General features: G+C 53.7%; 20 protein-coding genes, 1 tRNA gene and 5 pseudogenes. 19 read left to right on the forward strand and 7 right to left on the reverse strand.

What is annotated here, in order from left to right; translation table 11 throughout:
• Window positions 1–13: 13 nt before the first annotated feature.
• The 3 genes and pseudogenes from H2P46_RS10180 to H2P46_RS23490 all read right to left on the reverse strand — a co-directional run.
• On the reverse strand, window positions 14–1,396 hold the full coding sequence (locus H2P46_RS10180; RefSeq protein WP_193404964.1) for a D-arabinono-1,4-lactone oxidase: 1,383 nt from the start codon (window positions 1,394–1,396) through the stop codon (window positions 14–16).
• An 87-nt stretch (window positions 1,397–1,483) separates the two neighbouring features.
• Entirely contained in the window at window positions 1,484–2,122 is a 639-nt protein-coding gene (locus tag H2P46_RS10185; protein ID WP_193404965.1) for a TetR/AcrR family transcriptional regulator, read from the reverse strand.
• A gap of 233 nt (window positions 2,123–2,355) precedes the next feature.
• Window positions 2,356–2,514 (reverse strand): annotated as a pseudogene (locus tag H2P46_RS23490) (IS110 family RNA-guided transposase); the annotation flags it as partial.
• Between the two features lie 398 nt (window positions 2,515–2,912).
• Between H2P46_RS23490 and H2P46_RS10195 the strand changes: the two are divergent.
• The 3 genes from H2P46_RS10195 (at window position 2,913) to H2P46_RS10205 (ending at window position 6,272) form a co-directional block, all read left to right on the forward strand.
• The gene (locus H2P46_RS10195; protein ID WP_193404967.1) at window positions 2,913–4,208 is read left to right on the forward strand and encodes an MFS transporter; all 1,296 of its coding nucleotides are present in this window, start codon (window positions 2,913–2,915) and stop codon (window positions 4,206–4,208) included.
• Window positions 4,209–4,215: 7 nt separating this feature from the next.
• Window positions 4,216–5,217: a 4-hydroxythreonine-4-phosphate dehydrogenase PdxA gene (locus H2P46_RS10200; RefSeq protein WP_238938974.1), complete on the forward strand. Its 1,002-nt coding sequence runs from the start codon at window positions 4,216–4,218 to the stop codon at window positions 5,215–5,217.
• A 215-nt stretch (window positions 5,218–5,432) separates the two neighbouring features.
• Window positions 5,433–6,272, forward strand: coding sequence for a sugar phosphate isomerase/epimerase family protein (locus H2P46_RS10205; protein WP_193404968.1), 840 nt, complete (start codon window positions 5,433–5,435; stop codon window positions 6,270–6,272).
• Between the two features lie 189 nt (window positions 6,273–6,461).
• Here the strand turns inward: H2P46_RS10205 and H2P46_RS10210 are convergent, their stop codons facing one another.
• Together H2P46_RS10210 and H2P46_RS10215 are read right to left on the reverse strand one after the other, a co-directional pair.
• Entirely contained in the window at window positions 6,462–6,668 is a 207-nt protein-coding gene (locus H2P46_RS10210; protein ID WP_238938975.1) for a hypothetical protein, read from the reverse strand.
• Window positions 6,669–6,898: 230 nt separating this feature from the next.
• Window positions 6,899–6,974: transfer RNA gene (locus H2P46_RS10215), tRNA-Asn, on the reverse strand.
• A gap of 506 nt (window positions 6,975–7,480) precedes the next feature.
• Between H2P46_RS10215 and H2P46_RS10220 the strand changes: the two genes are divergently transcribed.
• From H2P46_RS10220 to nac, 4 genes are all read left to right on the forward strand, one after another.
• Window positions 7,481–8,404 carry a sugar ABC transporter substrate-binding protein gene (locus H2P46_RS10220; RefSeq protein ID WP_193404969.1) on the forward strand — a complete coding sequence of 308 codons (924 nt, stop codon included), beginning with the start codon at window positions 7,481–7,483 and terminating at the stop codon, window positions 8,402–8,404.
• A 32-nt stretch (window positions 8,405–8,436) separates the two neighbouring features.
• Window positions 8,437–9,921, forward strand: coding sequence for a sugar ABC transporter ATP-binding protein (locus tag H2P46_RS10225; protein WP_193404970.1), 1,485 nt, complete (start codon window positions 8,437–8,439; stop codon window positions 9,919–9,921).
• A gap of 24 nt (window positions 9,922–9,945) precedes the next feature.
• Window positions 9,946–10,968: an ABC transporter permease gene (locus H2P46_RS10230; RefSeq protein WP_193405014.1), complete on the forward strand. Its 1,023-nt coding sequence runs from the start codon at window positions 9,946–9,948 to the stop codon at window positions 10,966–10,968.
• 638 nt (window positions 10,969–11,606) lie between these two features.
• Window positions 11,607–12,536 (forward strand): nitrogen assimilation transcriptional regulator NAC, encoded by a 930-nt coding sequence (nac, locus tag H2P46_RS10235; protein ID WP_193405015.1) that lies wholly within the window; start codon window positions 11,607–11,609, stop codon window positions 12,534–12,536.
• Window positions 12,537–13,647: 1,111 nt separating this feature from the next.
• On the opposite strand, the gene H2P46_RS10240 is transcribed toward nac, so the two are convergent.
• The gene (locus H2P46_RS10240; protein ID WP_193404416.1) at window positions 13,648–14,028 is read right to left on the reverse strand and encodes a hypothetical protein; all 381 of its coding nucleotides are present in this window, start codon (window positions 14,026–14,028) and stop codon (window positions 13,648–13,650) included.
• A gap of 45 nt (window positions 14,029–14,073) precedes the next feature.
• On the opposite strand from H2P46_RS10240, the gene H2P46_RS10245 reads away from it, so the two are divergent.
• The 11 genes and pseudogenes from H2P46_RS10245 to phnD all read left to right on the forward strand — a co-directional run.
• Entirely contained in the window at window positions 14,074–14,334 is a 261-nt protein-coding gene (locus H2P46_RS10245; RefSeq protein ID WP_193404971.1) for a hypothetical protein, read from the forward strand.
• A 452-nt stretch (window positions 14,335–14,786) separates the two neighbouring features.
• On the forward strand, window positions 14,787–15,746 hold the full coding sequence (gene cbl / locus H2P46_RS10250) for an HTH-type transcriptional regulator Cbl (RefSeq protein ID WP_193404972.1): 960 nt from the start codon (window positions 14,787–14,789) through the stop codon (window positions 15,744–15,746).
• A gap of 263 nt (window positions 15,747–16,009) precedes the next feature.
• Window positions 16,010–16,852, forward strand: coding sequence for a GNAT family N-acetyltransferase (locus H2P46_RS10255; protein WP_193404973.1), 843 nt, complete (start codon window positions 16,010–16,012; stop codon window positions 16,850–16,852).
• A gap of 15 nt (window positions 16,853–16,867) precedes the next feature.
• The gene (locus H2P46_RS10260; protein WP_193404974.1) at window positions 16,868–17,215 is read left to right on the forward strand and encodes a hypothetical protein; all 348 of its coding nucleotides are present in this window, start codon (window positions 16,868–16,870) and stop codon (window positions 17,213–17,215) included.
• Window positions 17,175–18,491 (forward strand): 4-aminobutyrate--2-oxoglutarate transaminase, encoded by a 1,317-nt coding sequence (gene gabT / locus H2P46_RS10265; RefSeq protein ID WP_193404975.1) that lies wholly within the window; start codon window positions 17,175–17,177, stop codon window positions 18,489–18,491. The genes H2P46_RS10260 and gabT overlap by 41 nt, the downstream gene beginning before the upstream one ends.
• A gap of 238 nt (window positions 18,492–18,729) precedes the next feature.
• Window positions 18,730–20,511, forward strand: coding sequence for a thiamine pyrophosphate-requiring protein (locus H2P46_RS10270; protein WP_193404976.1), 1,782 nt, complete (start codon window positions 18,730–18,732; stop codon window positions 20,509–20,511).
• 110 nt (window positions 20,512–20,621) lie between these two features.
• A complete protein-coding gene (locus tag H2P46_RS10275; RefSeq protein ID WP_193404977.1) occupies window positions 20,622–21,464 on the forward strand; it encodes an oxidoreductase in 843 nt (280 codons plus the stop codon).
• Between the two features lie 245 nt (window positions 21,465–21,709).
• The gene (gene phnF / locus H2P46_RS10280; RefSeq protein ID WP_193404978.1) at window positions 21,710–22,423 is read left to right on the forward strand and encodes a phosphonate metabolism transcriptional regulator PhnF; all 714 of its coding nucleotides are present in this window, start codon (window positions 21,710–21,712) and stop codon (window positions 22,421–22,423) included.
• A pseudogene (locus H2P46_RS10285) lies at window positions 22,423–22,632 on the forward strand (phosphonate C-P lyase system protein PhnG); the annotation flags it as partial. The gene phnF and the pseudogene H2P46_RS10285, both read left to right, overlap by 1 nt.
• Window positions 22,608–22,793: pseudogene (locus H2P46_RS10290) on the forward strand (phosphonate ABC transporter ATP-binding protein); the annotation flags it as partial. The pseudogenes H2P46_RS10285 and H2P46_RS10290, both read left to right, overlap by 25 nt.
• A gap of 26 nt (window positions 22,794–22,819) precedes the next feature.
• Window positions 22,820–23,302, forward strand: a pseudogene (gene phnD, locus H2P46_RS10295) (phosphate/phosphite/phosphonate ABC transporter substrate-binding protein); the annotation flags it as partial.
• On the opposite strand, the gene H2P46_RS10300 reads toward phnD, so the two are convergent.
• The gene (locus H2P46_RS10300; RefSeq protein ID WP_193404979.1) at window positions 23,298–25,892 is read right to left on the reverse strand and encodes an ATP-binding protein; all 2,595 of its coding nucleotides are present in this window, start codon (window positions 25,890–25,892) and stop codon (window positions 23,298–23,300) included. The pseudogene phnD and the gene H2P46_RS10300 sit on opposite strands and share 5 nt — an antisense overlap.
• Before the next feature lie 145 nt (window positions 25,893–26,037).
• On the opposite strand from H2P46_RS10300, the pseudogene H2P46_RS10305 reads away from it, so the two are divergent.
• A pseudogene (locus H2P46_RS10305) lies at window positions 26,038–26,232 on the forward strand (ATP-binding cassette domain-containing protein); the annotation flags it as partial.
• Window positions 26,233–26,249 lie beyond the last annotated feature (17 nt).

Below are 26,249 nucleotides of genomic sequence, written 5' to 3' on the forward strand. Positions count from 1 at the left end.
TTCCCCAATAAATTCAATCGAAAAGAGTAATGATGTAATCATTACTGAAGCGACGCTGTGGATCGAGCTGGTTGCGCAGAGCCCGAAACTCATCCCACCTGGGATAGATTTCGCGCCATGTATAGCGCTCATCATCGTAATATTTTCCCCAGTGGGGACGTCCACCTTCTTCTGCCAGCAGCTTTTCCACATCTGTCAGAAAATGCAGCCCCTCTTGAGAAAGCGAACCGTCGTCAGCGTAATAGACCACAAAGCCGAAAAAGCAGGTCGGGCGACCGTAAGCCGGGCTTAACCAGGCCGACGACGCCCCTGTGCAGCGCAGAATAACCGGATAATGCATATGCGGCTGGTTCCGGGCATACCAGCTTTTTATTTTGCTAATAATGGCGGGAGTATTTTCCAGCGGCACGCCGATTTCTACATTGATTTGTGGCACGGCAATGCCGCGACAAAATAGCTGATAGATGTCGCCGGTCACGTCAGTAAAATCACGGAAACGGGTGACAGTGCGAAACTGTTTGCCGCCTTTACCGTGAATCTGCGTATCACGATGCATATGCGCCAGCGTTTGATCGATAGTGTCATTTAAACTGTCGTCGCCCGTATCGGCATGTTCCACCACTTTGCGACCGCGCTGCTCATAACGCTGTCGATCTTCAGGGCTGGCTTCATGGGCATTCCATACATGCATAAGATTGTCATCAACGAACCACCAGGCTTTGCTAAACGGATACGCTTCATTCCAGCGCGGTAAATCCTGTTCAAGGCGGTCGGCGGTGACGGCATATTTATGGCAGGTAAAAATACGGAATGGCGCGGTTCGTAGCGTGACGGCGGTAACAATACCGAGTGCGCCGAGCGTCACTTGTGCGGCGGAAAAGTCTTCCTGACCACGGACAAACTCGCGCAGTGAACCATCCGCGAGCACCATGCGAATACGCAACGCTTCGTCGGCCAGCGAACTTTGCTGCAATCCCTGGCCGTGCGTGCCGGTAGCCATCGCGCCTGCTAATGTCTGCACGGCAATGACGCCAGGCGACGATGCCAGCATACGATCCATCGTGGTTAGCGTGGCATAAATCTGCTGTAAAGAGGTGCCCGCACCAAACGTCGCGCTGTTTTCATCGCTGGCGATCAGGCCGGAAAGGGCGCTGAGATCCAGCAACAAATGGTTTTCATCGACCTGCAGCATCCTGCCGGGCGAAAGTCTGCTGCCCATTACGCGTACCCGGCCTTGCGACTGTCGCATGATCTCCTGAAGTTCTGCTTCGTTAGCTGGACGTTTCACCTGCTGGCGGCTGCCGATCCGGGTGTTTTGCGCCCAGTTCCACAGCGCATCATCTGATGGTTCAACCTGGGTTTGACGAAGCGGATAAAGGTGGGCGTCTCTGCTCACAACTGCGTTCCTGTTTATTAAGGTCTGTGACGGATTTCGTCATTAAAGCGTAGACCATCCCAGAAGGTGGCTTATTTCGCTAGTCCGCTAGTCGGGCTTGCGGATATAGCGCAACGTTGCGGTCACCGCTAACTGTCGGTTGCGATGAATGCTTTCTTCTTCGCTGTTGTCCGGGCTGAACAGCGCATTGAAGGTATAACGATTAGAGACATGATGGACGCAAATACTGCTGATTAAGCGGTGCACATCAATGGCTTGTACCTCTTTGATAAACAAACCTTGCTGTTGACCACGTGTCAGGATGTCATCCAGCACGTCGAGCGCGCTGCGATTCAGCGCTTTAATCTGCGTAGACTGGCTGATATAGCGACCACGCAGCAGGTTCTCGGTACAGACTAACCGCATAAAATCCGGGTGCGAGACGTGATAATCAAAACTGGCTTCCACCAGTTTGATCATCGCCTGCTCCGGTTTGATCTTTGCCAGATCCAGCCCGGTTTCGTGCTGGCGAATCGACTGATAAACCTGCTCCAGCACATCAATATAAAGCTGCTCCTTCGTCCCAAAGTGATAGACCACCATGCGTTTAGTGGTCTGCGCGTTCTCGGCGATTTTTTCCATACGCGCGCCCTGCATACCGAACTCAGCAAAAATTTTTAACGCACTGGCAATAATGCGTTTTTTTAGCCCTTCAGGGTCATTTTTTCGTTTTGTGATTTCCGACATAGCGTTAAAAAGCTGCTCAACAAAATAAGAAGAAGGAAGAGATTATCACAGCTATTTGTAAGGGAATGCGGCCGGGGTGCGTAATCAAGGCATAAAAAACCGCTTACGTTGCCTTAAGCGTTTTTTTCGAATGTGGCTCTTCTTACGGGGATCGCCTTTGCCTTTTGGTGGCTAAAAAGTAGGCGATCGTGGAAAGGAGCTCCTGCCTGGATAACCGAAATGTCCGCCAATAGGCGCAGCAACGCGCAGAGATGCCTGACTTCGGGTAAAGGTGACTCCTGGCGGTGCGTTTTTTTAAGCAGCGCGTAACAGGCCAGCATATAGACATCGATCTTGTCCGTTTTGGTCATAATCCCCATGCCGCAGGCAAAGTCCTGGTTACGGTGCGCATTTGTACGCTATTTGAACGAAAGGAATCTCGTTTGGATTGATCTTTTGTTTCTACCTTATCTCTTGAATGTACAAATGTTCATTGCTCGTTTAAGCGTTGCGATAGGGATCGCACTTTCTGTCTGAATTATTACTTAGCACACTAATTGTGATTAACGTCACGCTTTAAGCGTAAAAAATAGGCGATAAATATAACAGATGAACATCATTCGTTCATTTGATCATGATTCGATATAAAACCTTCGTTGTCACACTTAACGTTAATGGAGCGAGCATGCCAGACATAACAACGTAGCGCCGGTATTGCAGTGAACAGCCCGTTTAAAGTCAATGCCCGTAATAGACGTTTCGCCTGATGGTGATGGCTCCACCTCTGACTTACCTCGCAAAAGGTTACCCTATGAAAAACAGATTCAGTACGCGAGTGCTGGCGCTTTTTTGCGCCCTGTCGTTTCTGATGTATATCGACCGCGTCAACCTTTCCACCGCGGCCGGACTGATCAAATCGGATTTGGGTTTAAACAATACCGACCTGGGGCTGATATTCTCCGCCTTCGCTTACACCTATCTCGTGTTCCAGATTATTGGCGGCTGGTTCGTTGACCGATTCGGTGCGCGCAAAACCATCATTATTTGCGGTAGCATTTGGGTGGTTGCCACTGTCTGCACCGGTTTTGCTGGCGGTTTCGTCTCGCTGTTTCTGTCACGGCTTTTACTTGGCGTGGGTGAGGGCGCCGCGCTGCCTTCACAGGCGCGCGCCATGACATTCTGGTTCGCTCGTGAAAAACGCGGGTTCGTACAAGGCATTACGCATTCTTTCTCCCGTTTTGGTAATGCAGTCACGCCATCGCTTGTAGCATTGCTGGTGTTGCTGCACTCGTGGCGTTTTTCATTTATTGCGTTGGGCGCGATTACTGCCGTATGGCTGGCGTTCTGGATTGCTGGCTTTCGCGATAATCCTCATCAGATTGCCGAAATGAGCGAAGAAGAGCGTAAAACGTTGCCTCAGCTTGATGCTGGCGTAACGGATAAAGTCAAAGCGCCGATTCCCTGGAAAGCATTGCTGAAACGTATAGGCCCGACTATGGGTGTCTATTTTTGCTATGGCTGGACCGGCTGGCTATTTTTCACCTGGTTGCCCACTTTTTTCATGAACGGTCGCGGAATGGATCTTAAGTCGTCAGCACTGTTTACTTCCGCCGTGTTCCTGTCTGGCGTGGTGGGCAACACGGTCGGTGGCGTGGTCAGCGACATGATTCTGAAACGCACCGGCAACGTTGTGAAGGCGCGGCGCAACGTCATCATCTTCAGCTTTTTCAGCGCTATGTTGCTGCTTATTCCGGTAATTAACTCGACCGATATGACGGTGATCACCGTCTGCCTCGGCCTTGCATTCTTCTGCCTCGAACTCACCATCGGGCCTATCTGGGCGGTGCCGATGGAGATCACACCTAAATATGTCGGCGTCGCCAGCGGCCTGGTTAATGCGGGTTCAGCAGTGGCGGGTATCATTTCGCCGATTTTGTTCGGCATCATTATCGACAAAACCGGTAACTGGAGCCTGCCCTTTTACGGCTCGGTCGTGCTGCTGATGGTGGGTATTGTACTCACTTTCTTTATGCGCCCGGATATTCCGCTGTCTGATGATTCCACTTCGCACGGCGACATGCAGACCGCACACAACATCTACCACTAAGGAAACTATGATGAAAAAACCTTCAGTTGCATTGGTATTGGGCGATCCGGCAGGTATTGGTCCGGAGCTGGTCGCGAAAGTTTTGTCGCAACCCGCGCTGCGCGAACTGGCAAATATTATTCTTATTGCCGATCGTAACGAGCTGGAAAAAGGAATAGACATCGTCGGCCAGCGCTTTCCGTATCGGGAAATTTCAAACGCGGAAGCTATCACTTTTACGCCGGGCGAACCGCTGCTGCTTAACCATGACTGGACGCAACGTACGCCGTTTGATTATGGCAACGCTACCGAGCAGAGCGGCGTCTATATTCTGGAGACGCTGGCACGCGCGATAGAACTGACGCAACAGGGGATTACGCAAGGCGTCTGCTTTGCTCCGCTAAATAAACAGGCCATGCATATGGGCGGGCTAAAGCACCGCGATGAACTGCACTGGTTCGCTGAATTGTTGAATTGCAACGACTTCTGCTGTGAAGTGAATGTCGTTGATAATCTCTGGGCCGGACGCGCCACATCACATATTCCGTTCCGCGATATTGTCAGTAACCTTAACGTTGATGGTGTGGTGGATACCATCGCATTAATGGATCGTACGCTGCGTCAGGCGGGCGTTGCGCAGCCGAAGATCGCAGTTCAGGCACTGAATCCGCACGGCGGGGAAAACGGCCTGTTCGGCGATGAGGAGCAAACCATTATTAAACCCGCCATGGCAAAAGCGAAAGAGCAAGGCATTGAGGTATATGGACCTTATCCGGCAGATACGACGTATAAAGCCGTCGAGACGCAAAAACTGGATGCTGTGGTGTCGATGTATCACGATCAGTTCGCCACCGCTTTGAAAATGCTGGGTTTCGAGCGCGGTATTACCGTTCAGGGTGGATTGCCTGTTCCCATCGCTACCGCCAACCACGGCACTGCCTACAACCTTTACGGGCAGAATCTGGCTTCCTCTTCAGCCTTCGAAAAGGCTTTTCGGCTGTTAGTTCGCATGGCATCTAACGTCTCTTAATTTCTGACGGGCCGCCGGGCGTTTTGTCCGGGAGGCCTTAAATGCGACAGGCGGAATGCCGCGTTAGAAAGACGATATGCCCACACGTTTGATATTGCAGAGAAGCCCGGCATCATACGTGGGTACTGATAATGTCTGGTTGCAGCTACTGCCTGTTACCCGATTATGTTTGATGCTTCCAGTTCCTGCTTCGTACAGAAAGGAGAATGCCCGATATGTCTCATTCGCTTAAGCTCGGCGTGAATACATCTATTTTCGACGGCCACGATATGGATGTCGCTTTTAGCCTGATTAAACAGACCGGCTATAAGTATGTGGAACTGGCTTATAACCAAGGCTACGTTGGCGATCTGGATGACAGTCTGTTTAGCCCGGGCAACGCGGAACGCATTCGCAAGCTACTGGACAAGCATCAGCTTAAAACATTGGCTTTAGGTTGTACGTTCAATCTGGCGCGAACGGAGGCCGTTTCCTGGTTGCAGACGCGCATTCAGTTCGCACAGCGGATCGGCGTAAATTTATTGAATGTCTGCACGGCGAGCCGGCGCGACTATGCGGCTTTAGTGAAAAACCTTCAGCAGATTGCACCCGTACTTCAGCAGGCAGAATGTCAGTTACTCATTGAAAACGGTGGTGATCATAATTACGACGCTTTTGCCTTAACTCATGAGGGTGAGCAATTGCTGCATGACGTTAATGCGTCGTCGATCGCTTTTAATGGCGATGCGGGCAATATGGTATCGCTACGTCCTGAGGCCGATGCGATTGGAGAAGTACTGCAAATGTTGCCAAATATGCGCCATTGCCACATAAAAGACGTTGTGAAACTGGAAAATGAATACCGTTTTCCAGCGATTGGCCAGGGCCTTCTGGATTATTCGCGGCTGATACCGGTTTTAGCCGCTCATGAGATCCCCTGTACATTAGAGATCCCATTACGTATGCACCGACTGGCAGACAGTACACCACAGCGCAGCAGCACGCCGGTTCCGGTTGATCGCATTGTGAATGTTCTGAGCGAAAGTAAGCGGTTTATCGATTCAATCCGACTTTAAACGTATGCGCATAATGATTGCGGCTAGCGCGCACCAGGGGTGCGGAATGCTTTGGTGCGCTCAGCAAGCAGGCGCGCGTTCGGTTCGCTCATTAGCGATTAGCAACACAAAAAGAAGCTTCATTACGCCTTCAGCAAAATAATTGCTAACAGCCATAGGTCTTTTTTCATATCGACCCTCAATAAACAGCTATAACCCCGGCATCTGGATACGGGCATTCCCGGCCGTATCGATGAAATTAAACTGGTTATCCGCGCAATATTTCGCCAGCACAGACGTCAGGCGGTTGCACACCCGTAATGCAGGAATATCTAGAGGAAAGTGGGTCATCTGTTCACGGACGGTCATCAGTGACGCTTTACGATGGATATGCTTTACTTCCAGGGCAAATGTCACTCTCTCGCCCCCTAAGATACAAGTCAAAAATGTTACGCTTTAACAATCATCCTTATGGCATTTCCCATTTCAGCAGCCGCTCAGCTGCTGAATCTCTCGACCTGAACTGACGAGTCAGTTGCAGGCGTTCTAAAACGGGTCTTTTTTGCTGATTGTTCTTAGCTGACTTTCAAAAACCGCTGAAAAACAAAAAGCCCGCTCAGGTTTCCCTGAGCGGGCTTCTCTAAATTTGGCTCCTCTGACTGGACTCGAACCAGTGACATACGGATTAACAGTCCGCCGTTCTACCGACTGAACTACAGAGGAATCGTTGGAACGGGGCGAATATTAACGACGCTGCCTCGGGATGTCAAAGCCCTCTTTAACTTATTGCGTTCAACTGCTCGTAAAAGCAGCGCATTGCTGCTTTTTCATTACATTAGCCTGCTTTTCAAACTGCAAACAAGATCTCACTTTATGTGCATTTATCGGTAGATGTTAGATGCGCGTCAAAGTTTTGTTATTTGACGATGTTAAAACAATCATTTCAATGCTTTTATGTTAAAAGTTTCAAAAAGTAAGTATATGGAATAAATAAACTGTTTACTGCTGCCGGTGGAACAGGGCGGAAAAACTGAATCCTCCATTTGAATTTAAATAGTGTTTAATCAATATATTGTGAAAAGGAGTGATCGATCACAGAAATGCGTTAAACCCCAGATCTTACCTCTATTAACCGATAAAAAACGCCAGCCGTGTTGAATGGATGTAAAAAATATTTTTCATTCGCGGTGTCAACTCACTGAGCAAGTTAACGATAAAGAAGGGTCTCTATGAACATCAAAAAAACGATCGTTGCCTCACTGTTAGCCTGCATGTTACCCGCTGCCGCAATGGCAAAAGACATTCAGGTCGGCGTTTCCATGGCGCTGTTTGACGATAACTTTCTCACCATTGTGCGTACTTCGATTCAGCAGGAGATGCAGAAAGATGGCGTAAAAGGCCAGATCGAAGATGCCAAAGGTGACGTGGCGCAGCAATTACAGCAGGTACAAAGCTTCATAGGCCAGGGTGTTGACGCCATCATCGTTAACCCGGTGGATACCAATGCGGTAAAACCGATTATGGATCAGGCGAAGAAAGCTGGCGTGGCGCTGGTATTTGTTAACCGTCGGCCACAGGCCGAACTGACTGACAAAATGGCGTATGTCGGATCGGATTCCGAGCTGGCGGGTCGTTTACAGATGGAAGAACTGGCGAAAGCCATGCATGGCAAAGGTAACGTCGCGATCCTGCTGGGCGATATGGCGAATGAATCGACACGTGACCGTACCAAAGGCGTAGAAGCGGTCGTGGCCAAATATCCAAATATCAAGGTTGTGCAGAAGCAGACCGCGAAATTTATGCGCAACGATGCCGTTGATGTGGTGAGTAACTGGTTAACAGCAGGGGATGATATTCAGGCCATCGCTTCAAATAACGACGAAATGGCAATCGGTGCCTTGCAGGCGCTGGGGAAAAACCCTAACCACATTTTAATTGCTGGGGTGGATGGCACGCCAGACGCGTTACAGATGTTAAAGAATGGAAAGATGGTCGCTACCGTTTTCCAGGATGCTAAGGGTCAGGGTGAAGGCGCAGTGCAAACGGCGATCAAACTGGCTAAGGGTGAAGAAGTAAAAAAAGTGGTCAACGTCCCGTATCAGCTGATCACAAAAGACAACATGGACAAGTTTACGAATCGTAACCAGAAATAATCGTTCCCGACTTAGCCGTACGGAGGTGATGTATGACCGCTTTTGCGCTTGAAGCCGAAGGCATCAGTAAGTTCTTCCCAGGAGTGAAGGCTCTCGACAACGTATCGCTGCGGGTGCGTTCGGGAACGGTACATGCCTTGATGGGGGAAAATGGCGCGGGCAAATCCACTTTAATGAAGTGCCTGATCGGGATGTATCGTCCCGACATGGGGACGATTCGCATTAAAGGGGAGCCGGTGCAGTTTCAGGACACTATGGACGCGTTGCGTTCCGGCGTTTCCATGATCCATCAGGAGCTGAATCTGGTGCCGTACATGACAGTGGCCGAAAACATCTGGCTGGGACGAGAACCGATGAAGTTTGGTTTTGTCGATCACAGCAAACTTAACCAGGTAACGCAGGAACTGTTAAACAGACTGAATATCCGGTTAAAAGCCGATCGTATGGTGGGCGATCTGAGCATTGCGTCGCAACAGATGGTTGAAATTGCCAAAGCGGTGTCATGGAATTCCGACATCGTGATCATGGACGAACCCACTTCCGCATTGACGGAAACAGAAGTTGCCCATCTGTTTACCATTATTCGCGACCTGCGTGAGCAGGGCAAAGCCATTATTTATATCAGTCACAAAATGGATGAGATCTTTGCGATTACCGATGAGATCAGCATTTTTCGTGATGGCAGCTGGATTGGCAGCAACCACACCACGGAATTCACTCGCCAGTCGCTGATAACCCAAATGGTTGGACGTGAACTGACGCAGCTGTTTCCGAAATTCAACAATGCCATCGGCGAAGAAGTACTGACGGTGCGCAATCTCATCTGCAAAGATCGCTTTACTGACATCAACTTTACCCTGCGTAGAGGTGAAATTCTCGGCGTCGCCGGATTAGTCGGAGCAGGGCGCAGCGAAGTGATGGAAAGTCTGTTCGGCATGGAAAGTTTTGACAGCGGCGAAGTGCTGATTGACGGGGTGCCCGTAAACATTGATTCGCCATCAACAGCGATTGAAAAGGGGATGGCATTTCTGACCGAGGACCGTAAAAAGTCCGGGCTGTTCCTGGTGCTGTCGGTAATGGAGAACATGAGCATCGTCAATATGCCGGAATACAGCGGCAAGAGCGGCTTTGTCAGCCACGTGAAGATGGCGCAGGACTGCATGGAGCAGATCCGCCGTCTTAACATCAAAACGCCGACCATGGATCAGATCATCAATAACCTCAGCGGGGGTAATCAGCAGAAGGTTTTGATTGCGCGCTGGCTACTGGCGCAACCGAAGATTCTGATTCTGGACGAACCTACTCGCGGTATCGACGTAGGGGCGAAAGCAGAGATTTATCGTTTGATCAGTGAACTGGCCAACCGTGGCGTGGCAATCATCATGGTGTCGTCTGAACTGCCGGAAATTCTCGGCATGAGCGACCGGGTGATGGTCATGCATGGCGGGCGTATAACCGGCATCCTCGATAAAGAAGAAGCCGATCAGGAAACCATTTTGTCGTTGGCATCCGAGTGAGGCGCGAGAAAAATTATGAGCAATATGAAAGTAACTGCCCCAGCGGCAAATCATCAAACGTCGTTTTTCGCCAGTCTGCGGCACAAGATGCCGAAAGATACCGGCATCTTTGTGGTGATGGTCGGCATCGCGCTGATCTTTGAAATCGCCGGTTGGTATGTGCGCGATCAATCCTTTCTGATGAACACTAACCGTTTGATTTTGATTCTGTTACAGGTTGCGATAATCGGCATCATCGCGGTGGATGTAACCCAGGTCATCATTACTACCGGCATCGACTTGTCTTCCGGTTCGGTCATTGCCTTAACCGCTGTAGTGGCGGCCAGTCTGGCGCAAACCTCGGACAGCCTGACGCCGATGTTTCCGGCGCTGGTCAATATGCCTGCGGTAATACCGATTGGGGCGGGTATTGGGGTTGGATTGTTATGCGGCCTGGTCAACGGCGCACTGATTACCCGCACCGGCATCCCGCCTTTCATCGCCACGCTGGGCATGATGGTATCTGCAAGAGGGCTGGCGCAGTATTACACTCAGGGCAATCCAATTAGTTTCCTGTCTGATAGCTTTACGTCTATCGGTCAGGGCGCTATGCCTGTAGTTATTTTTCTGGTGGTGGCGTTCCTGTTCCATGTTGCGCTGAAGCATACCCGCTACGGTAAATACGTTTATGCTATTGGCGGTAACATGACCTCGGCGAAAGTGTCGGGTATTAACGTAAACAAATATTTGATCATTGTTTATACCATTGCAGGCGCGCTTTCCGGTCTGGCGGGCGTGGTGCTGGCGGCGCGCGTCAGCAGCGGTCAGTCAAGTATGGGCATGGCCTATGAACTGGATGCGATTGCCGCAGCGGTGATCGGGGGCAGCAGCCTGATGGGCGGCGTGGGTCGTATTACCGGAACGTTGATTGGTGCGGTTATCCTTGGTTTGATCAAAAGTGGATTCACCTTTATCGGGGTGGATGCTTATGTGCAGGATATTATTAAAGGCATCATTATCGTTGCGGCAGTTTCTATTGATATGCATCGAAACCGCAAAAAACGTTAATATCGTCGCGCTGCGAATCCATTGTCAGCGCTTAACAGCCCTGGTCTGGTCTGCGTCCGGGGCTGTAATCTCCCCCTTTGCAACAGAAATCAGCGTGAGCATGTGCTCATTTCACCTGTACCCTGCCACAAAAAGTAAAATCAGACACTGTGATAAAGCCAGCGCTTTCCAGACAGAGAGTTCTGTAATCATCTCCGTCGGCGCCTTTCGCGGGTGGGAAAGAAGAGAAAGACCTGCGCACCCTCAATAGGTGTAAATATAAGTTTAACCACTGATAACGTTTACACTCTGTTAACGTTTCAGCGCTCATAAACGCAGTCTGCACGCGGGCTCGACGCATCCTTATGACTCTGCCTGCACTAAAAGTGCACGATGCGTCATCACTTTTCTGCACACTTCTATCTATTTTTTGCACCATACAAGTGCATGTTCCCTCATCTCGTTTCCTTTTCCGTCATGTTCTGCGCTTATTAACCCATAAGAGTTAATCAGAAAGGCTTATTTTCCGGATGGTTAGGAATTTTCTGGCTTAGTTAAATCAGGATCTGCAAAAACTGGCCTGCATATTGCAATTTCATTGCTTACAAAGTGACTGGCTCAGGTTAGTCCACTATTCGGGGACAGGTGACGGAGGCATGATGAATTTAAGGCGACTGAAGTACTTTGTAAAAATCGTCGATATTGGCAGTCTGACTCAGGCGGCAGAAGTGCTGCACATTGCACAGCCGGCGCTCAGTCAGCAGGTAGCTACGCTGGAAAATGAACTGGACCAGCAATTGCTTATTCGTACTAAGCGCGGCGTAACGCCAACCGAAGCCGGTAAAATTCTCTACGCTCACGCTCGTACCATTCTGCGCCAGTGTGAGCAGGCACAAACGGCGGTGATTAACGCCGGGCAGGCGCTGAATGGGCAGGTATCAATCGGTCTGGCCCCTGGTACAGCAGCGTCCTCGCTGACGATGCCATTGCTGCAAACGGTGCGCGAACAGTTTCCAGACGTGCTGGTGTACCTGCATGAAAACAGCGGCAGCTCGCTAAATGAAAAAGTCATGAGCGGCCAACTTGATATGGCGGTGCTGTATGATCGTGCGCCAACGGCGGGGATCAATAGCATTCCGCTAATGAAAGAAGAACTTTATCTGGTCGGTGCAACTGATTGTCCGGGCAGTGCTGTTGATCTGGCTGACGTCGCGCAGATGAGTCTGTTTTTGCCACGTGATTACAGCGCGGTACGTAAGCGGGTTGACGAAGCTTTTTCACTGCGTCGCTTGAGTGCGCGCATTATTGGAGAGATTGAATCAATTTCTACGCTGACGGCAGCCGTTTCCAGCGGCATGGGTGTTACCGTATTGCCAGAATCTGCCGCCCGTTCTCTGGTTGGCTCTACCAATGCCTGGATGGCGCGCATCAACAGCCCATCGCTGAATCTGCCATTATCGTTGAATGTCTCAGCGCGTTTGCCGTTGTCGCCATCAGCGCAGGCAGTGAAGAATATTTTGCTGTCGCTGCTGAATAAGCCGCTGGCGGAGGAGCGGGAGCTGATGTCAGAGAGGTTGCTCACTGCGTGAGGGTTCCGGCCGGGTATAGTGGTTCACTCCGTGAAGGTTCCGCCCGCCAGGCGTGGGCAGCACGGTCTGACGGACCGGTCAGGCACACAGGGTGTAGTGGTTCACGCTGTGAAGGTTGCTCACTGCGTGAGGGTTCCGGCCGGGTATAGTGGTTCACTCCGTGAGGGTTCCGCCCGCCAGGCGTGGGGGAGTTTCAGCCCGGCCTGTGCAGGCGGACGTGTTAAGGGGCTTACGCCCGCCCCTTAACAATCCCGGCGTCCGGCAGCCTTCGCTGTCCCTTCGTCACTCACTGCGGCCTGACGGACCGTCCGGACTCGCCGTCCTGGCTCGTTCCGGCCTCTCGCCGACGTCCTGTCGGCTCGTCCTGGCCTCCGGTCTCTCCTCAGCGCGACGGATGCCTCCTCAAACCGCCTTCTGTGAGTGATAAGTTTTTTCTCGGCCAGGCATTGTCTGTTGGTCAGGAATGCAAAAACTACAAAATTATCGCGATAAATTCATAAAAGGAAAAAGCCGCTGTTGCAGCGGAGGTTTGCCAGAGGCCATCCTGCCCGCTGAGCGGATGAGGGATTTCAGGACGAGCGGCAGGGAGGCCGCGAGAGGACGGCATGAGCCAGGACGGCGAATCCGTCCGGTCCGTAAAGAAATCGCGAAGAAGCGAAGGCACCGCGTAGCGGCGGGCGGGCTGGCCGGAAGCGCGGGTCAAGGGTTGCCGCTCTGCAAACCTTGTCGGTCGCCCGCAGCGGCAGTAATGAAACTGCCCGTCTGCCCGGGCGAACGAAACCTCACCGCGCTGATCCGCAGCACCAGACAGCCCCTCACCATGCCGGTTCGCGCCACGAATACCTTCTTCAACGTCAGTTGGCGTCCGAACCAAATTACCTCCCGGCCTGCACAACGCAGTAAAACAGCGACAGAAAGATACCGCTGTTGCAGCGGGGGATTAACAGAGGCCATCCTGCCCGCTGAGCGGATGAGGGATTTCAGTACGAGCGGCAGGGAAGCCGCGAAGAGGACGGCATGAGCCAGGACGGCGAATCCATCCGGTCCGTAAAGAAATCGCGAAGAAGCGAAGGCACCGCGCAGCGGCGGGCGGGCTGGCCGGAAGCGCGGGTCAAGGGTTGCCGCTTTGCAACCCTTGTCGGTCGCCCGCAGCGGCAGCAATGAAACTGCCCGTCTGCCTGGGCGAACGAAACCTCGCCGCGCTGATCCGCAGCACCAGGCAACTCCTCACCGCGCCGGTTCGCGCCACGAATACCTTCTTCAACGTCAGTTCGCGTCCGAACCAAATTACCTCCCGGCCTGCACAACGCAGTAAAACAGCGACAGAAAGATACCGCTGTTGCAGCGGGGGATTAACAGAGGCCATCCCGTCCGCTGAGCGGATGAGGGATTTCAGGACGAGCGGCAGGGAATCCGTCCGGTCCGTAAAGAAATCCCGAAGAAGCGAAGGCACCGCGTAGCGGCGGGCGGGCTGGCCGGAAGCGCGGGTCAAGGGTTGCCGCTCTGCAACCCTTGTCGGTCGCCCGCAGCGGCAGTAATGAAACTGCCCGTCTGCCCGGGCGAACGAAACCTCACCGCGCTGATCCGCAGCACCAGACAAATCCTCACCGCGCCAGATCGCGCCCCGAACAAATCTCTCACCACGCTGGTTCGTGCCACGAATACCCTCTTCAGCGCCGGTTCGCGTCCGAACCAAACCACCCGGGTTACCTCCCGGCCTGCACAACGCAGTAAAACAGCGACAGAAATATACCGCTATTGCAGCGGGGCAGATACCAGAGGCCATCCCGTCCGCTGAGCGGATGAGGGATTTCAGGACGAGCGGCAGGGAGGCCGCGAAGAGGACGGCATGAGCCAGGACGGCGAATCCGTCCGGTCCGTAAAGAAATCGCGAAGAAGCGAGGGAACCGCGCAGCGGCGGACGGGCTGGCCGGAAGCGCGGGTCAAGGGTTGCCGCTCTGCAACCCTTGTCGGTCGCCCGCAGCGGCAGTAATGAAACTGCCCGTCTGCCCGGGCGAACGAAACCTCACCGCGCTGATCCGCAGCACCAGGCAAATCCTCACCGCGCCAGATCGCGCCCCGAACAAATCTCTCACCACGCTGGTTCGTGCCACGAATACCCTCTTCAGCGCCGGTTCGCACCCACCCTCATATTCCCTATTGTCATATAAGTAACTTTTTTATTATTTGTTGTTATCAATAATAATTCTTAACATCAATAGAACAGATTTCGTGAAGGGAGTAAATAACGTGAATTTCCAACAGCTTAAAATCATCCGTGAGGCAGCCCGCTGCGAATTTAACTTAACGGAAGTTGCTAATACGCTATTTACTTCCCAGTCGGGCGTCAGCCGCCACATTCGTGATCTGGAGGACGAACTTGGCGTGGAAATTTTTATCCGTCGCGGTAAGCGTCTGCTGGGCATGACCGAACCGGGCAAAGCGCTGCTGACCATTGCCGAACGTATCCTTGATGAAGCGGGAAAAGTACGCCGTTTAGCGGATGTTTTTACCAACGAAACCAGCGGCATTCTGTCCATTGCCACCACCCATACGCAGGCGCGCTACAGTCTGCCGCGCGTGATTAAGGCATTCCGTCAGCTCTATCCTAATGTGCGTCTCGAATTAAATCAGGGATCGCCGCAGGAAATTGTCACTATGCTGCTGGCGGGCGAAGCCGACATTGGTATTGCCAGTGAACAGTTAGTCAACAACCCAAGCCTTGCGGCATTTCCGTGGTTTAGCTGGCATCACGCCTTGTTAGTACCGAAAGATCATGAACTGGTACAGCAGCAACCGATTTCGCTCAGTAAACTCAGTGCGTATCCGCTGATCACTTATCGGCAGGGCATTACCGGACGTTCGCGTGTTGACCGCGCATTCCAGGGAGCGGGATTAAAGCCGGACATTGTCTTAAGCGCTCAGGATTCCGATGTGGTAAAAACCTATGTCAAACTGGGGCTTGGAGTTGGGATACTGGCAGATCAGGCTTGCGAAACGGAAGAGGTTGAAGGGCTGATACGCCTCGATGCAACGCATTTATTTGAGGCTAACACAGTATGGCTCGGCCTGAAACGCGGTCAGCTACAGCGCAATTATGTCTGGCAATTCCTGGAACTGTGCAATGCCAATCTGTCGCTGGAAGAGATTAAGCGTCAGGCGCTTTCCTACACCAGCGATGAAGAGCCGGTACTCGATTTCCAAATCTGAACACTGCCCCGTGCTGCTCCCGACCTGGACGGGAGCGCCTTCCACCGGTTGAACCCCCGTCAGCTTTTCCCATCGATAAAATCTGCATAAAGCGTATTTAAGTTTAAAAAGCGTTCGCAGAGGCTTACGTTTTTTCCAGGACGGTGTACATTTTCCTGATACCGCCCGTCTCGCCACCGGCTTCACGCCAGTCGTCCATGCGCTATAGCCGTTTGGTTAAGGGCAGCGGTTCGGACGGTCCTGCATAGGGTAAGGAGACAGAGGTGAATATGACGCTACGCCTAATGACGACAGACGATCTCGAAGCCTGTTTTAACATGACACAACGGCTGAAGTGGCCGCATCGTCGTCAAGACTGGCAGCTGGTGCAACGGCTGGGCGAGGGAGTGGTCACTGAAGAGCAAGGCAAACTGACTGGCTGCGCGATTCTCTGGCGCTGGGGCGAACGAGCCGCCACCATTGGTCTGGTGATAGTCGATAACCAGCGGCAAGGGCGCGGCTTGGGCAGGCAGTTGATGCTGGCGCTGCTGGAAAAAGTGCCGGATTATCATTTACGACTGCATGCTACTGAGCAGGGCAAAAGGCTGTACGAGAGACTCGGCTTTGTCAGCTGCGGCACAGTCAGGCAGCACCAGACTTCGACCCTGGCGAGGGTGCCAGCCAGCGTCATCCCGGCCGGTTTACAGCTACGCCGCGCGCTTACTACCGATCATGCTCGTCTTGTTGAACTAGACCAGCAGGCACATGGCATGTTGCGTCCTGATTTATACCATCATCTGATCGGCGATGCCCAAACCATCATCCTGGACGATATGCGGCAAAATATTCACGGCTTTGCCAGTCTGCGCCGCTTCGGCCACGGCTGGGTCATTGGCCCGATAATTGCCGCTACCTTACCGGTTGCACAAGCTTTGGTCGCCACGCTGATGCAGGGCCTGAGTGGTGAATTTATCCGTATCGACACTGACGGTGCGCTGCCGCTGGCACCATGGCTGAGCACGCTCGGACTGGAGCTGGTTGATGCGCCAACCACTATGGTGCGGGGAAGGCCCTGGACGTCGCAAGGCATGCAGACGTTTGGGTTAATGAGCATGGCGATGGCCTGATGCGCTTTCTTTAACGTGTCTAAATCGCAGCCCAAAAGCAGGGCGACGGAACAACCTGTGCAGCTGTCATTGCCATTCTCATTTTCAACCATCGTGAACAGCGACGCCGAAGCGCAATTTGTCTTGTATGCTTTGAAAAAACCGGTTTCAACGGCGAAACCGTCAGCCATTTACTGCGACGTCCATAACGCGCGGGTTCGCCATGCGTTGGCTGGAACAGTCTTATCAGCAAATACCGCTGCCCGCGTCATTACGGCAGCGTGCGTCACCAACAGCTTGCGATATTTGAGCCAATCGAACGCTACGTGGATGAGGGTTGAAAATGCAAAATATCATGGCAGAGCAGCAAACATATTCGGATAACGCTGTGACACTGGCTATGCGCGAGCAGAATGTGCCGCGTGGCGTCCTTACCGCGCACCCGCTGGTCATTGAGCGCGCTCAGGGCAGCGAAGTGTGGGATGTCGCAGGCCATCGCTATCTGGATTTCGTCGGCGGCATAGGCGTGTTGAACGTGGGACATAACCATCCGGTGGTAGTCAGTGCGGTCACGCGACAGCTTGGCCTGGTATCCCACGTCTGCTTTCAGGTGGTGGCCTACCCCGGCTATATTCAACTGGCGCAGCGTCTGAAACAACTGGTCGGCGGCGAAGAAGCCTATAAGAGCGTCTTGTTCACCAGCGGTGCCGAAGCGGTGGAAAATGCAGTGAAAATTGCCCGTGCCAGTACTCAGCGATCCGGCATTATCGCGTTTGATGGGGCATTTCATGGTCGTACTTTGCTGGCTGTAACGTTAACCGGCATGAGTACGCCATATAAACAAAATTTTGGCCCGTTCCCCGGCGATATTTACCGTTTACCCTTCCCGAACCCACTACATGATGTGACGGAAGTGGCGTGCCTGAAGGCGCTGGATCAGCTGTTTGCGGCACAGATCCAGCCTGAACGCGTGGCGGCAATAATCATCGAACCGGTACAGGGTGATGGCGGCTTCCTGCCAGCCAGCCCCGCATTTATGCAGGCGCTACGTCGCATTACCGAACAACACGGTATTCTGCTGATTTGTGATGAAGTGCAGACTGGCTTTGGTCGTACCGGCAAGATGTTTGCCTTTGAGCACCTCAACATCAAACCAGATCTGGTCACCGTGGCGAAAAGTCTTGGCGGCGGGTTACCGATCTCTGGCGTTATCGGGAAAGCGGCGATCATGGATGCGCCCACGCCGGGCGGCCTGGGTGGGACCTATGGCGGCAATGCATTAGCCTGTGCGGCGGCGCTGGCCGTGCTGGATCTGCTGGAAAAAGACAACCTGTTGGATCGGGCGCGTCAGCTTGGCGAACAGCTGAATGCGCGTCTGCATCTGCTGGCCGGGAAATACGCCTGTATTGGCGAGGTTCGTGGTGTGGGCTTTATGCAGGCGGTGGAAATCCTTGACGTTGAAACCGGACATCCTGACGCCGTGCTGGCGCAAAAGATCCTTGATAACGCCTGTCTGGGAGGATTGCTGCTGCTGAAATGTGGCCTGCACCGCAACACCATACGCTTCCTGGCTCCCCTGGTCACGACCGACTCACAGCTGGCAGAGGCGCTGCAAATTTTCGATCTTGCTCTGGCCCGCGCCACACATTGTCCCGGTTAGCCCTCTTCTTACGGCTATTGCAGGGAAAATGGATTTTCCCCGCTGGTCGTCACCCTTAGCGCCGACCTGTCAACAAAGACTATCTTCTCACCGATACCCTGGGCCAGAGGACAGCGCACCAGCTGCGGCCAACGCTCCGCGCTGCGGTTAGCGGGTCCCCTGATATTGAGCAAATAGCTGAGGCTGCGAATTGTCGTCTACGCTTTAAAACTGCACACATTAAAGGGAGAACGCGACAATGAGCAGTAAAACCAGTGATTTTTTTGTTCAGCGCCTGAAAGAGTGGGGCGTGACACGCATTTATGGCTATCCCGGCGATGGCATTAACGGCGTACTTGGCGCGATACAACGCGCGAATAAAAACGGCGACGGCATCGAATTTATTCAGGTACGACATGAAGAGATGGCGGCGTTTATGGCGGCCGGACACGCTAAATTTACCGGCGAGCTGGGCGTTTGCCTGTCTACTGGCGGGCCGGGTGCAACCCACCTGCTCACCGGGCTTTACGACGCCAAAATGGATCATGCGCCGGTACTCGCCATTGCCGGCCAGGCAGAAGTCACTGCACGCGGTGCCAGCTATCAGCAAGAAATGAACCTTGATCGCGTGTTCTCTGATGTCGCAAATTTTGTTCAGGAAGCCGCGTCACCCGCTCAGGTACGCCATTTGATCGATCGCGGTGTGCGGTTGGCGATAGCGCAAAATGGTGTAGCGGTCTTGATCATTCCTAAAGACATTCAGGATGAGGAGTGGCAAGCGCCGCAGCATGTGCATGGCTATACCCATTCTGGGCCAGGCTATCAGCGGCCAAAGGTGGTGCCTTATGAAGCTGATTTACAGCGCGCTGCGGAGGTATTAAACGCCGGTAAAAAAGTGGCGATTTTAATCGGTTCTGGTGCGCGCAACGCGGCGGTAGAAATGGTGCAGGCCGCGAATGTACTGGGCGCTGGCGTGGCGAAGGCGCTGCTCGGCAAAGATGTATTGCCGGATGATGCGCCCTTTGTGACCGGTTCGATTGGCCTGCTGGGCACGGAACCGTCCTGGAAACTTATGCAAAACTGCGACACGCTGCTGATGATAGGTAGTGGCTTCCCGTGGACCGAATTTTTACCGCAGGAAGGCCAGGCGCGGGCGGTGCAAATCGATATTGATCCGGCAATGCTCGGTCTGCGCTATCCGAGCGAAGTCAATTTACATGGCGATGCTGCCGAGACGCTGCGTGCCTTGCTGCCACTGCTGGAGCATAAAGACGATCGCAGCTGGCAGGAGGACATCGCGCTACAGGTGCGTGACTGGTGGACGCAGTTGGAAGAGCGCGCGCACGCTCCGGCGAACCCTGTTAATCCACAGCGTGTGGTGTGGGAAATGTCGCCACGACTGCCCGAAAATGCCATTGTCACCTCGGATTCCGGTTCCTGCGCTAACTGGTTCGCTCGCGATTATCGCGTGAAACAAGGCCAGCGCGCGTCTTTATCCGGCGGTCTGGCCTGTATGGGCGCGGCGGTGCCGTATGCGATCGCCGCCAAGTTTGCCAATCCGGAAAAACCGGTGGTGGCGCTGGTAGGCGATGGGGCGATGCAGATGAACAATATGGCTGAGCTGATCACCATCCAGAAATACTGGCAACAGTGGTCCGACCCGCGGCTTATTGTCTGCGTATTCAACAACCAGGACCTCAATCAGGTGACGTGGGAACAGCGCGTCATGGAGGGTAATCCGCGCTTTGACGCTACCCAGCAATTGCCGGACGTGCCCTATTCGCAGTTCGCGGAGTCACTCGGCCTGCGCGGCATTTTTGTCGATAACCCCGATGAGCTGGCAGATGCCTGGGAACAGGCATTACGTTCCGATCGGCCCGTGGTGCTGGAAGTGAAAACCGATCCTGAAGTTGCCCCGCTGCCGCCACACATTACCTTTAAACAGGCGAAAGCTTTTATGGCGTCAATGGCAAAAGGCGATCGCGGCGCGGCGAAAATCATCAGCGATACCGCCAGCCAGCTATTTCATAAAAAGCATTAAGGGCTAAATCGGCGCAAACCGTGCCGCTACTCTTAATTTCCGCTTCCCCGGCCGCGCTCGCGTCCGGGTTCAAACCACATCACTAAAAATAATTAACGGGAGTACGCACCATGGCTGCAAACAAAAACCCGGTATGGTTTATTTCGGGATGTTCGACCGGTTTTGGTCGTGAGCTGGCACAACAAACCCTTGCCCGCGGATTCAATGTGGTAGTCACGGCGCGTGATACCACAAAAGTCGCTGATTTAGTCGCCGGACATGATAATGGACTGGCGGTAGCACTGGATGTTACTCAGCAAGCCAGTATTGATAACGCTGTCAGCGCGGCGCTCGAAAAGTTTGGCACGATAGATGTGCTGGTGAACAATGCCGGTTACGGTTACCAAAGTTCGGTCGAAGAGGGCGAGGAAAAGGCGATCCGCGCCCAGTTCGACGCTAACGTTTTCGGTCTGTTTGCCCTGACGCGCGCGGTGCTGCCAACCCTACGTAGAGCGCGTCACGGACATATTATCAATATTACCTCTGTCGCCGGTTTTATTGGCTTTGGTAGCTCAGGCTATTACTCCGCCAGCAAACATGCGGTAGAGGGCTGGTCAGACTCGCTGGCACTGGAAGTGGGCCCGCTCGGTATTAAAGTCACCCGCGTTGAGCCTGGCCCGTTTCGTACCGACTGGGCCGGTCGCTCACTGCAACAAACGACGAGTAAGCTAGCGGAATATGCCGAAACAGCGGCGGCCAGGATGAAATCAACGTCAGAATACAGTGGCACACAAAAAGGCGATCCGGCCCGTGCTGCCACGGCGATGATTGCGATTACTGAGCATGATAATCCCCCACGCCATCTGGTGATGGGCGCATGGGGTTATGAGGCGGTGACCGAAAAACTGAAGGAACGCCTGGCGCAAATCGAAGCATGGAAACAGACGTCGATCGACACTGATTTTCCAGAATAGTCATCCTGCCATTATTTAACGCACATGCCCCCGCTAAGCAGAGCCGGAGAGGACATGTGCTCAGTCTCTCCCTTCTTCCGCACCTTATCCGTTCTCGCCTGCCATGCCGCAGGCATAAAGCGAATTCATCGTCATGTCACTGACCCGTCACCGCACTGTCATCTAAAAACTTCAAGGTAACGCCATCACGCAGCATCGCTTTCCGCTGCTTTTTCTTCTCATTAACCCATGAGGATTTGATCGTGATGGCGTTGTCCAGACATCCGACCACTGTTTACCAGGCGGTTGCCGCCCAGCTGGAACAGGCGCTGCATGAACGTTATCGCTGTGGGGATTATCTGCCTTCCGAACAACAGCTGGCCGATCACTATGAAGTGAACCGCCACACGCTACGGCGTGCGGTGGATGAATTGGTGAGTAAAGGGCTACTGCAGCGCCGTCATGGCATTGGCGTTTTGGTGCTGATGCGGCCATACAACTATCCGCTGCATTCACAGGCCCGCTTCAGTCAGAACCTGCTGGATCAAGGCAGTCACCCAACCAGTGAGCGGCTGTTAGCGGTGCTGCGTCCCGCCAGTCACGATGTGGCCAGCGCGTTAAGTGTGGCTGAAGGCGATAACGTTATCCATCTGCGCACGTTGCGCCGGGTAAATGGGGTGCCGGTCTGCGTTATCAATCATTTCCTACCAGACCTGAGCTGGTGGCCGCAGTTGCAGCGCTTCAACAGCGGATCGCTGCACGATTACCTCTACCAAAGCACCGGTAAACATCTGGTGCGCGCCCAGACGCGTATCAGTACCCACCGCGCACAGGCGAAAGAGTGCAAACAGCTGGAAATCGCTTTGCAGTCGCCGCTGTTGTGTCTGCGCACGCTAAATAAAACCACCGACGGCGCGATGGCGGAATACTCCGTCAGCCTGACGCGCGGCGACATGATTGAACTCACCCTGGAGCATTAATGGAACAGCAAACGGCCCGCCAGCACTGGTTCTCAGTGCTGGCACACAGCAGCGCAGAAAACCTTAACGCGCACTGGCAGGCACTCAATCTTACACCTGTATTTACCCTGATCCGGCCCGCCGAAACCGGGCTGACACGTTTGCAGGCGCGCATGGGCGCAAGCGGCAAATGGTTTGTGATGGGCGACGCCACCGTGAGCAGGGCATTAGCGTGATGGTGAACCTGCACTCGATCGAACTGGTGAAAAGCTATTGCACCCGCGTAATTGGCATTCAACGCGGCGTAGTGCTGTTTGACGGGCATCCTTCTCAACTGACCGATGGCCTGTTGCACCAGCTGTACGGTGATGAAATTAACCAGCTCCACTAACTCCCACGGCAAGAGAAAAGACACGCATAAAGCTGACTTCATTAGCTTTATTGACGGCCTTTGGCGTTAACGCAGCGGATACACCTAAACAGCTGAACCTGGGGATTTTGGGTGGACAAAATGCCACTCAGCAGATCGGCGACAATCAGTGTGTCAAAACCTTCTTTGATAAAGAACTGAACGTGGACACGCAAATACGTAACTCGTCTGACTATTCCGGTGTGATTCAGGGGCTGCTGGGCGGCAAAATCGATATGGTGCTGAGCATCTCGCCAGCGTCATACGCCTCCGTTTACCTGCAAGACCCAAAAGCGGTCGATGTGGTAGAGATTGTGGTGGACGACAAAGATCAGCCTAAAGGGTATCACTCCGTGGTGATCGTCAAAGCCGACAGCCCATACAAAAAACTGGACGATCTAAAAGGCAAATCGTTTGGCATGGCCGCTCCAGACTCCACCTCGGGCTTTCTGATGCCAAATCAGGCCCTTAAGAAAACGTTTGGTATTACTGGCAAAGCGGTGCCGCTGTGGCAGCCTGCTGCGCGCGATTAAGCCGCTCGCTGCGTTGCCAGGCACGCTGTAAAGCTTGTACCAGCTGGGCTTCCTGCCAGGGTTTTGCCAGCCGTTCACACAGCGGTAGCGTGACCGGCTGGTGGCGCAGGTCCTGCCCGCTGATTAGCAGCGTTGCCAGCTGCGGCCAGTTTTGCTGCACCTGGCGAATCACTTCTGCACCGTTAATGTCGCCCGGCAGCATCAGGTCACTGATCAGCAGATCGATGTCCGGCGTCTGACGCAGCAGTGCCAGAGCGCTTTTACCATCGCTACACTCCAGCGTGACATACCCCAGATGATGCAAATGTTCACATAGCGTCTGGCGCACCGCGGGTTCGTCATCAACGACTAAAACCAGCCGGGCGTCTGCTGTATCAGGTTGTGGCGGTGTAACCACGGCGGCCATCGTCGCTGCTTCCGGGGCGCGTGGTAATAACAGGCGCACGGTGGTGCCTTGTCCCGGCGCCGTTTCCAGTTCGATTTGCCCGCCCGACTGCCGTACAAAACCGTACACCATCGATAAGCCTAAGCCGCTACCGCTGCCGGTTGCTTTGGTGGTAAAGAACGGCTCGAATACCTGCTCCCGCACTTCTGCCGACATGCCGCAACCCTGATCGATCACCTCAATCGTTACCCGATCGCGCTTCTCTTCCTGTTCCTGACGACGCTGATTCCAGATGCGCAGATGGATCTCACCGCTCTGCTGATCCATGGCATCACGCGCATTGACGACCAGATTCATCAGGGCATTTTCCAGCTGACTGGCGTCAATCCACGCCGGCCAGCCGGGGCGTTGCGCATCAATCACCAGTAGCTGACCGGGCCGGAGTGAATGCTGTAACAGACCCTGCAGGTTGTCCACCAGCGCCACCACCGAAACCGCACAGGGGTGGAGCGCCTGTTTGCGTGAAAAAGCCAGCAAGCGCTGCGTCAGCAGGGCGGCGCGGTCAGCCGCCTGGCGCGCACGTTCAATACGGCTGGCAAGCGGGCCTGGGGGCAATTGCCCCTGAGTTAATGCCAGACTTCCGATAATCACTGCCAGTAAGTTGTTAAAATCGTGGGCGATGCCGCCGGTCAGCTGGCCTACCGCTTTCATTTTCTGGCTATGTACCAGCGCTTCTTCCAGCGCTTTGCGTGCGCTGCGTTCCAGTACGGTATTCACCATACCGCGTCGTGGCACTGGGCTAAAACGCAGCTCCAGCGTGCGTCCATCGGCGAGGCGCACTTCCTGCGGTTCACCTAAGCCGTGCAGTTGAATATTGACGCGCTGAAGCAATTGCTGGTAATGCAGCCCGCGATGCAGTTCACGTGGCGCGATGCCCAGCAGTTGTGCATATTGCGCATTCCACACCACCAGTTGTCCGCTGTTATCAAACAGGGCAAAGCCGTCGCGCATCGCCAGAAAGGTTGATTCAAGTTGATTACTTTTCTCTCTTAATAAGCGTGAGGTATAGGCCAGCGAAGCGGTGTTACGCGCAAACACATTAAATGCCCGCGCCAGATCGCCCAGTTCATCGCGCCGCTGTACGCCAGGCACGCTAGTGTGTTCGCCCTGGGCAAGTCGCGTCATCGCCCCGGCAATGGCCGTCAGGCTGGAACCTACGTTGCGGTAAATGTAATACCCGGCGTAGCAGGTGATCGCCAGCGCCAGTAGTACAAACAGCGCAATAAAACCAATGATTGAGTCCAACTCCCGATGTGTTGCCAGGGTGCGCGCTTCACTCTGTTGCGCCACCTGCTGCACACAGGCGGTAATGTCGTCATTCAGCATCGCCACCAGCGCTTTTACGTGATAGGTAGCATAAGCAATCGCTAAATCACTCTGTTCCAGCGCTGCCGCTAACGGCACTAATTGCTGCTGCGTTGCGATTAAACGTTGCACTTTATCTGCCAGCACGCCGTGTACTGGCAGGTTGCGCCATTCCATCATTACATCCTGTAACTGTCCGATAGCGGCGACGGGCGAGGGAGTACGAATGGCGACGGTAATGAGTCGCTCGGTTTGCTGAGGCAGTGCGGCGTTCGGTGTATATGCGGTATTGCGGATCATCAACTGATCGATATGACTCAGCAGTATCTGTGACTGCCACAAACCGCTGAGCATGATGTTGCGTTGCAGATGGCGCTGGTGTCCGGTGCGTAGCAGTTGAGTGATGGTTTGTTCCAGCATCAGGCTGCGGGCGCGAATACGCGATACGCGTTCTGGCTGGCGTGCCGCCATGGGTGCGGTTGCCAGTAAAGTCAGCGAATGTTGCAGCGCCTGCTGATTTTGCTGCAAGCGTAATGATTCGCTTTGATACTCAAGCGCGCCAACCACCTGCGACAATCGCACTGCGGCGGTGGCGACGTTAGCGGTGTCACGCGCCAGCGCCAGGCTGCCATTCATATCGGCCAGCGTTTGTGCCTGCGCCTGTTCCTGAATAGAACCGGCATGGCGAAAGCCGAGGATCGCGACCGCGCTTACCATCAGCGTGACGCACACCACCAGCAAGTTAAACAGCAGCAGGCGACCTCGCGCCCCAGCCTGCCACGGATAATCGCGCTGCATACCCCATTCTCCCTTACCGCGCTATTGGGGCGAGTATAGGAGCGCAACCGCTGGCGTTTATGACAAATATGAATGCGCGCTGACATTTTCCATTTATCTGGCGTTGATTAACTGCTCGACATTCGCGATCAGCAGGAGCGGGCAGATGACAGCCACACCGATACTATCCATGCGTGAGATCACCCGGCGCTTCGGCAATTTTTATGCGCTGAAGGGTGTCGATCTTACGGTCTATCCCGGCGAGGTTCATGCGCTGATGGGAGAAAACGGTGCCGGAAAAAGCACGTTAATGAAGATTCTGGCCGGCGCCTATAGCGCCAGCAGCGGAGACATTTTAATGGCTTTGTTGAATAAATC

Source organism: Mixta mediterraneensis (genome assembly GCF_014946725.1).
Classification (GTDB): domain Bacteria; phylum Pseudomonadota; class Gammaproteobacteria; order Enterobacterales; family Enterobacteriaceae; genus Pantoea; species Pantoea mediterraneensis.